Origin of the sequence: Phaeobacter italicus (assembly GCF_001258055.1) — a bacterium.
Classification (GTDB): Bacteria; Pseudomonadota; Alphaproteobacteria; order Rhodobacterales; family Rhodobacteraceae; genus Phaeobacter; species Phaeobacter italicus.
In genome coordinates this window covers 45,741-53,030 of record NZ_CVRM01000006.1, presented here as the reverse complement: position 1 = coordinate 53,030, position 7,290 = coordinate 45,741, and the positions used below count along the sequence as shown (strand labels likewise).

Sequence of the window (7,290 nt, the reverse complement as noted above, 5' to 3'; positions counted from 1 at the left end):
TCAATCGCTACACGGCCCTTGGCATACCCATCACAGAGCCCGTAGGATAAGTCCGTCTGGGGAAGGGGAAGTCTGCTCAAACCCCGATTTGTGCAACAGAGCCATGTGACGGGGGTATTTGTAGGGGGCAATCGTGGCTTTCACATGATCCTGCAGCAGTTTCACCAACGCCTCGGATGCGCTGTGCCCCTCGCTCAACACCACATGCGCCTGCACGATTTCGCCGCGCGCTTCATCCGGTGCGCCAATCACCGCACATTCGGCAACCGCTTCATGTGCCAACAACGCAGCCTCCACTTCCGGACCTGCGATATTGTAACCCGCCGAAACGATCATATCGTCATTGCGCGCCGCAAAATGAAGATATCCGTCGCTGTCCATGACAAAGCTGTCACCAGTGACGTTCCAGCCGTCCTGAACATACTCCGCCTGACGCTCATCCGCGAGATAGCGGCACCCCATCGGCCCCTTGACCGCAAGGCGGCCAACCTCACCGCGTGGGGCTTCATCCCCGTTGCTGTCCAGAACACGAACCTGATATCCCGTGACCGGTTTGCCGGTACAGGCCGGGCGATGGTCATCGAAACGGTTTGAAATGAAGATGTGCAGCATTTCCGTTGCACCAATGCCATCCAGCATCGGCTTGCCCGTCTTGTCGATCCAGTCCTGATAGACCGGCGCTGGCAAGGTTTCCCCCGCCGAAACCGCCGCCCGAAGCGACGACAGATCCGCCCCTTCCTCCATCGCGCGCAACATCACGCGATAAGCCGTGGGCGCGGTAAAACAAACCGTGGCCTTATATTTCTCGATGATCTCAATGAGATTTGGTGGCGAGGCATTTTCCAGCAAGGTGGCAGAGGCGCCAAATCGCAACGGAAAGATCGCCAATCCACCAAGGCCGAAAGTAAACGCAAGCGGCGGGGAGCCTACGAAAACATCCTCAGAAGTCACCCCCAGAACCTCGGCGGCATATCCGTCAGCGATCATGAGGAGGTCGCGATGAAAATGCATGGTCGCCTTTGGCGCGCCCGTGGTGCCCGACGTAAAACCCAACAACGCAACATCATCGCGCCCGGTTTCGACCGCCTCATAGGTGACCGGTTTTTCAAGGGCGAGCCGGTCCAGCTCTGCATCGTGATTTGACGTCCCGTCAAAGCCCACAACCGAGGTCAGATAAGCGGAGGTCTTTGCACAAGTCACCAGCTCATCCATCAACCGCGTATCACAAAGCGCATGGCTGATCTCGGCCTTGTCGATGGCCTTTGCCAGCTCGCCTGCCCGCAACATCGGCATGGTGTTGACCACAACCGCCCCCGCCTTGGTCGCAGCCAGCCAGCAGGCAACCATCGCAGGGTTGTTGGCTGAACGGATCAGCACCCGATTGCCAGGCTTAACTCCCAGATCCTCACTCAGCACATGGGCAAGCCGGTTGGTCCAGTCGCTCAGTTCCTTATAGGTGCGACGTCGCCCGTTGCCGATCAGCGCGGTATGATCGCCAAAGCCCTTTTCGACCATCGCATCGGTCAGCTCCACCGCGGCGTTCAGCCGTTCGGGATAGTCAAACCCTTCCATCAGGAATTCGGGCCAGCTGTCGGCAGGGGGCAGATTGTCCCGCGTGAACGTGTCAATATGCGCGCTTGGTCCCAACATGTCACTGTCCTCCCAGATGGGCTGCAAGTGTCTGGCGCGCAATCACCACGCGCTGCACGTCCGAGGCCCCTTCATAGATCCGCAACGCCCTGATATCGCGATACAGTTCTTCGACTTTCTCACCGCGCCGCACACCGTCTCCGCCATGAAGCTGCACAGCCTTGTCGATCACCAGCTGCGCCTGATCGGTGGAAAACAGCTTGGCCATCGCCGCCTCGCGTGTGATCCGCGCCGAGCCACTGTCCTTGGCCCAGGCCGCGCGATAAACCAGCAACGCAGCAGCATCCACATCCAACGCCATATCAGCGATATGGCCCTGGACCATCTGCAGATCGGCCAGTGGCGCGCCCTGCACATGGCGTGCGCTGACCCGGCTCAATGCCTCATCCAGGGCCCGCCGCGCAAACCCAAGGGCCGCAGCCGCCACGGTGGAGCGGAACACATCCAGCACCGACATCGCAATCTTGAAACCCTGTCCCGACTGCCCCAGAAGCGCCGATTTCGGGATACGACAATCGCTGAACCGCAACCTTGCAAGCGGATGTGGTGCAATGGTGTCCAACCGTTCAACAACCTCGAAACCCGGCAGGCCTGCAGGGACGATAAAGGCGCTCAGCCCCTTGGCGCCGGGTGCCTCTCCGGTGCGCGCAAAAAGCGTGTAGACATCCGCGATGCCCCCATTGGAAATCCAGGTCTTTTCACCGTTCAGGACATAGCTGTCGCCATCCAGCGTGGCCGTCATTGTGGAATTCGCCACATCCGATCCGGACTGCGGCTCGGTCAGGGCAAAAGCCGACATCGCCTTGCCCGCGCGGGTCAGCGGCAGCCATTCCTGCTGCTGGGCCTGCGTACCAAACAACGATATCGCCCCGGTTCCCAGCCCCTGCATGGCAAAGGCGAAATCCGCCAGCCCATCATGACGTGCAAGTGTTTCACGGATCAGACACAGGCTGCGCACATCCAGCCGCTCCCCTGTCATGGCGGCGGAATGCTGCGTCCACCCCGCCTCTCCAAGCGCCGTGACAAGGCTACGGCAGGCGGCATCGGTATCGCTGTGATCCACATCGCCAAGAGCCCCTGCAGCCCAGTCATCCAGCTCAACCGCAAGAGAGCGATGGCGATCCTCAAAAAACGGCCAGCTCAGAAACGTCTTGTCCGCCATGTCTCATCTCCCGATCAAATGGGCAAAGCCCCTGTCATCTTTCCCAAAATACTCCCGCCGGAGGCCTCTGCCCTCTCCCGTGGCACAGGCTTCGGCAGCGTCGCGCCTCAGTCACCCTGAAACAGCGGTTTTTCCTTTTTGACAAAGGCCTGATATGCGCGCTCGAAATCAGCCGTCTGCATGCAGATTGCCTGGGCCTGCGCTTCGGCCTCGATCGCCTGTTCGATCGACATCGACCATTCCTGCGCCAGCATGGTCTTGGTCATCATATGCCCAAAGTTCGGCCCCGCCGCGATGCGTGTGGCCCAGGACTGCGCCTCGGCCAGCAGCTCGTCTGCAGCCACAACCTTGTTGTGAAACCCCCAGGCCGCGCCTTCCTCTGCCGACATCGACCGCCCGGTATAAAGCAGCTCAGCCGCGCGCCCCTGCCCGATGATCCGGGGCAAGATTGCACAGGCGCCCATGTCACAACCTGCAAGGCCCACGCGGGTGAACAAGAACGCGGTCTTGGTCTCAGGGGTGGCAATACGGATATCCGATGCCATCGCAATGATGGCACCTGCCCCGACACAGACCCCGTCCAGGGCCGCAATGATCGGCTTTCCGCAGTTGACCATCGCCTTTACCAAATCCCCGGTCATCCGGGTAAAGGCCAACAGCTCTTTCATCGACATCTTGGTCAGGGGGCCGATAATGTCATGCACATCCCCGCCCGAACTGAAGTTGCCGCCGTTGGGGGCAAACACAACAGCCTTCACATCGTCATCATAGTGCAGATCGCGGAACCAGTCGCGCATCTCGGCATAGCTGTCAAATGTCAGCGGGTTCTTGCGTTCCGGCCGGTCCAGCGAAACGGTGGCGATGCCATCCTCGATGCGGCACAGAAAATGTTTGGTGTCTGTTGAAATCATGTGTCTGATCCTTCGCTGTCCAGTCGCTGCGCCACCTGCTCCAGCGCCTCGGAAAGGGTGTGCACGGCATCTTCGGGCACCGCATCGAACATCTGGTCGATCCAGCCTTCATGGGCAGCCGCTTGCCTGCCAAATTCCGCCAGCCCCTCTGGTGTCAAGAGAACCCGGCTCGCGCGCCGGTCGCCCGGCACCTTTTCACGCCGCACATGGCCGTCATCCACCAACCGCTCCACGATGCCCGTGACATTGCCATTGGACACGCGCAGCACACCTGACAGCTCGCTCATCTTCAGCCCATCCGGATGACGGCTGAGCGCCGCCATCACGTCAAAGCGCGGCAACGTGGTTGCAAAATCCTGACGCAGGTTTTCGCGGATCTCCGCCTCCACCGCGCGGGTTGCTTTCAACACCTTGAGCCACAGGCGCAGCCTGTCCTTGGACCGTTCCGACTGCATCAGATCTCCCCTCCGGTAAGGGGCAAACATGCCCCATTGATGGATCCTGCGGCAGGAGACGCCAGAAACAGCGCGGTGTCAGCCACCTCTTCGGGTTGAATGAACCGGCCTTGCGGATTGCCTGCGCGCAGTGATTTCGAGGCCTCTTCCTCGCTCATGCCGGTGGTGGAGACAATGGTTGCGATCGACCGTTCCAGAAGCGGGGTTTCGATAAAGCCCGGGCAGATCGCATTGACGGTGATGCCGGTGCGCGCCAATTCCTGCGCAAGCGAGCGCGTGAGCCCGACAACCCCATGTTTCGCAGCGCAATACCCCGACACATAGGGGTATCCTTTCAGGCCCGCGGTCGAGGCAACAGCGATCATTCTGCCCCAACCTGCGGATTTCATGTCCGCCAGGACCGCCTGCCAAAGATTGAACACACCGCCGAGATTGACCGCAAGCGCCGCAGAGAAGTCTCTCTCATCCATCTTCGCAAACGGCTTTGATGGCGCCGCGCCTGCGTTGGCAATTGCAACAGCTACGGGGCCATGTTCCGTTCGCGCGGTTTCCAGCGCGGCTCTGACTGCGCCTGCGTCTGTGACATCACAGGCAAGCGGCAGGCCTTGGGTTTCTCCCGCTATTTCCTCCAGTGGCTCAATCCGCCGCCCCAAAAGCGTAAGCCGCGCGCCCTCAGCCGCAAAGCTCCGCGCAAGGGCGGCCCCAACGCCAGATCCCCCGCCGGTGATGACCACATGCTTGCCCATCATGCTGCTCATGCCCGGATCACCTCTGCCTCGCGATCCGCCAGACGCCAGGCCTGATCACGGCCAGCAAGATAGGGCAGCGGCCAGTCCGCATGACGGTCACCGATCCGCGCCGCCTCATGCAGGGTCCAGTAGGGGTCGGCCAGATGCGGCCTGCCCACACATACCAGATCAGCCCGCCCCGCCATCAGGATAGAGTTGGCATGATCCGCCTCATAGATATTGCCCACCGCCATTGTGGCGATCCCCGCATCATTGCGGATCCGGTCCGAAAACGGCGTCTGGAACATCCGGCCATAGACCGGGCGTGCCTCTGTGGTGGTCTGCCCCGCCGAAACATCGATGATGTCCGCGCCAGCCGCAGTAAAGGCCCGCGCGATCTCCACCGCGTCTTCCGGCGTCACGCCTTCGTCACCAACCCAGTCGTTTGCCGAAATCCGCACCGACATCGGTTTTTCCGCAGGCCAAACAGCGCGCATTGCGTCAAAAACCTCTAGCGGATAGCGCAGTCGGTTCTGAAGCGATCCACCATAGTCATCGCTGCGAATGTTGGATTTTGGCAAGATGAACGATGAAATCAGATAGCCGTGCGCTGCATGAAGTTCGATCATGTCAAATCCCGCACGTGCAGCCATCTCCGCAGCAGCCACGAATTCAGCCTTGATGCTGTCCATTTCAGCGCGCGTGATCTCCCGCGGGGACGGGTTGGCGTCGGACCAGGCAATGGCCGAGGCAGATACCGTCTCCCAGTTCCCGCTGGTCAAGGGCGCATCCATCGTCTCCCAGCCGACCTGAGTCGAACCCTTGCGCCCGGAATGCCCGATCTGGCAGCAGATCTTGGCATCGGTTTCAGCATGGACAAAATCGACCAGCCGCGTCCAGGCGGCCTCGTGATCTGGCGCATACAACCCCGGACACCCCGGCGTAATCCGCCCCTCGGCAGAAACACAGGTCATTTCGGTGTAAACTAGGCCTGCCCCACCCTTGGCGCGCTCTCCATAGTGGATAAGGTGCCAATCGGTCGGGCAACCATCCACGGCCTTGTATTGGGCCATTGGCGACACAACGATCCGGTTCTTCAACTGCATGTCCCGCAACTGATACGGCGCAAACATCGGCGGGCGGGTCGGCGCATCGCTGGGCGCGCTCGCGGCGTCCTGAAACCATTTCTCAGCCGAGGCGAGCCACTGCGCGTCGCGCAGACGCAAATTCTCGTGTGAAATCCGCTGTGATCGCGTCAGCAAAGAGTAGTTGAACTGGACCGGATCCATATCCAGATAGCGCTCGACCTCTTCAAACCATTCCAACGAGTTGCGCGCAGCTGATTGCAGGCGCAACACATCCAGCCGCCGCTCCTCCTGATAGCGCACAAAGGCCTGCTCCAGCGTTGGTTCGGTGGTGATGAATTCTGCAAGCGCAATCGCACTGTCAAAGGCCAGTCGGGTCCCCGACCCGATGGAGAAATGCGCCGTGGCAGAAGCGTCGCCCAACAGAACAACGTTTTCATGATGCCACGTTTCGCACAACACACGGGGGAAGTTGATCCAGACCGCAGAACCGCGCAGGTGATCCGCATTGGAGATCAGGGCATGGCCACCCAGATGATCGGCAAAAATCGCCTCGCAGGTTCGCAGGATCTCGTCCTTGCTCATCGCTTCAAAGCCCCAGTTTTCCCAGGTCTGAGCAGAGCATTCGACAATCACCGTCGCGGTGTCGGCATCAAATTGATAGGCGTGGATCCACATCCAGCCATGCTTGGTCTTCTCAAAGATAAAGGTGAAGGCGTCGTCAAATTTCTGTTTCGTACCCAGCCAGATAAATTTGCAGGGGCGCACATCGATGTTTGGCTTGAAGTGTTCCGCAAATTCGCTGCGCACACGAGAGTTCAGACCGTCACAGGCCACCACCAGATCATAATCCGCCTGATAGGACGCCGCCGGGCCGACCTCTGTCTCGAACTGCAGATCAATGCCCAATTCGCGGGCCCGCTCTTGCAGGATGATCAGCATCGCCTTGCGGCCGATCCCGGCGAAACCATGCCCCCCGGAAACCGTCCGCACACCGCCGTGAACCACTGCGATATCGTCCCAATAGGCGAATTTATCGCGGATCTTTTCGGCACTCACCGGATCGTTGGCGGTCAAGTTTTCGAGCGCATCATCCGACAGCACCACGCCCCAACCAAAGGTGTCATCAGGCTTGTTTCGTTCGAATACCGTGATTTCAGCATCCGGCTGACGCAGCTTGGTCGAGATCGCAAAATACAGACCGGCGGGGCCGCCTCCCAGACAGGCGATTTTCATGATGCACTCCCTCCTGCAATCTTGGCTGCAGTCAGAATATGCGGCTGGCAATACATTTCAAGT

At 60.0% G+C, this 7,290-nt stretch carries 6 protein-coding genes; all 6 read right to left on the bottom strand.

Features of this window, described 5'->3' with window-relative positions; translation table 11 throughout:
• Window positions 1-30: 30 nt before the first annotated feature.
• Window positions 31-1,650, bottom strand: coding sequence for an AMP-binding protein (locus tag NIT7645_RS02470; RefSeq protein ID WP_050686023.1), 1,620 nt, complete (start codon window positions 1,648-1,650; stop codon window positions 31-33).
• Between the two features lies 1 nt (window position 1,651).
• Window positions 1,652-2,812 (bottom strand): acyl-CoA dehydrogenase family protein, encoded by a 1,161-nt coding sequence (locus tag NIT7645_RS02465; protein WP_008561439.1) that lies wholly within the window; start codon window positions 2,810-2,812, stop codon window positions 1,652-1,654.
• 107 nt (window positions 2,813-2,919) lie between these two features.
• Complete coding sequence (locus NIT7645_RS02460; protein WP_008561512.1) at window positions 2,920-3,723, bottom strand: enoyl-CoA hydratase family protein; 804 nt, start codon at window positions 3,721-3,723, stop codon at window positions 2,920-2,922.
• On the bottom strand, window positions 3,720-4,178 hold the full coding sequence (locus NIT7645_RS02455) for a MarR family winged helix-turn-helix transcriptional regulator (protein ID WP_037302163.1): 459 nt from the start codon (window positions 4,176-4,178) through the stop codon (window positions 3,720-3,722). The genes NIT7645_RS02460 and NIT7645_RS02455 overlap by 4 nt, the downstream gene beginning before the upstream one ends.
• Window positions 4,178-4,927 carry an SDR family NAD(P)-dependent oxidoreductase gene (locus NIT7645_RS02450; RefSeq protein ID WP_008561823.1) on the bottom strand — a complete coding sequence of 250 codons (750 nt, stop codon included), beginning with the start codon at window positions 4,925-4,927 and terminating at the stop codon, window positions 4,178-4,180. Before NIT7645_RS02450 ends, NIT7645_RS02455 begins: the two co-directional genes overlap by 1 nt.
• A 5-nt stretch (window positions 4,928-4,932) precedes the next feature.
• Window positions 4,933-7,227, bottom strand: coding sequence for a bifunctional salicylyl-CoA 5-hydroxylase/oxidoreductase (locus NIT7645_RS02445; RefSeq protein WP_050686021.1), 2,295 nt, complete (start codon window positions 7,225-7,227; stop codon window positions 4,933-4,935).
• Between the last annotated feature and the right edge of the window lie 63 nt (window positions 7,228-7,290).